Source organism: Desulfuribacillus stibiiarsenatis, assembly GCF_001742305.1.
In the GTDB taxonomy this organism is placed as follows: Bacteria; Bacillota; Bacilli; order Desulfuribacillales; family Desulfuribacillaceae; genus Desulfuribacillus_A; species Desulfuribacillus_A stibiiarsenatis.
Window position 1 is genome coordinate 1 of the sequence record NZ_MJAT01000032.1, and the last position, 535, is coordinate 535.

A 535-nucleotide genomic window follows, 5' to 3' on the forward strand; every position below is an offset into this window, starting at 1 on the left:
TGATAAGATCCGTGGTCAAAAGGGAAACAGCCCAGACCATCAGCTAAGGTCCCCAAGTGTGTGTTAAGTGGGAAAGGATGTAGTGTTGCACAGACAACCAGGATGTTGGCTTAGAAGCAGCCACCATTGAAAGAGTGCGTAATAGCTCACTGGTCGAGTGACACTGCGCCGAAAATGTAACGGGGCTCAAACACACCACCGAAGCTATGGATGATGCACTGAGTGCATCGTGGTAGGGGAGCGTTCCAAGCGCATCGAAGCGATACCGTAAGGAGTCGTGGAGCACTTGGAAGTGAGAATGCCGGTATGAGTAACGAAAAGATATGTGAGAATCATATCCGCCGAAAGCCGAAGGGTTCCTGAGGAAGGTTCGTCCTCTCAGGGTAAGTCGGGACCTAAGCCGAGGCCGAAAGGCGTAGGCGATGGACAACTGGTTGAGATTCCAGTACCACCTATAAGCCGTTTGAGTGATGGGGTGACGCAGGAGGATAGGGAGAGCAGACTGATGGAATAGTCTGTCGAAGCGAGGTAGCGG

At 52.1% G+C, this 535-nt stretch carries 1 rRNA gene; it reads left to right on the forward strand.

Annotation, left to right across the window (positions count from 1 at the left end):
• A 23S ribosomal RNA gene (locus BHU72_RS09350) occupies positions 1-535 on the forward strand; the annotation flags it as partial.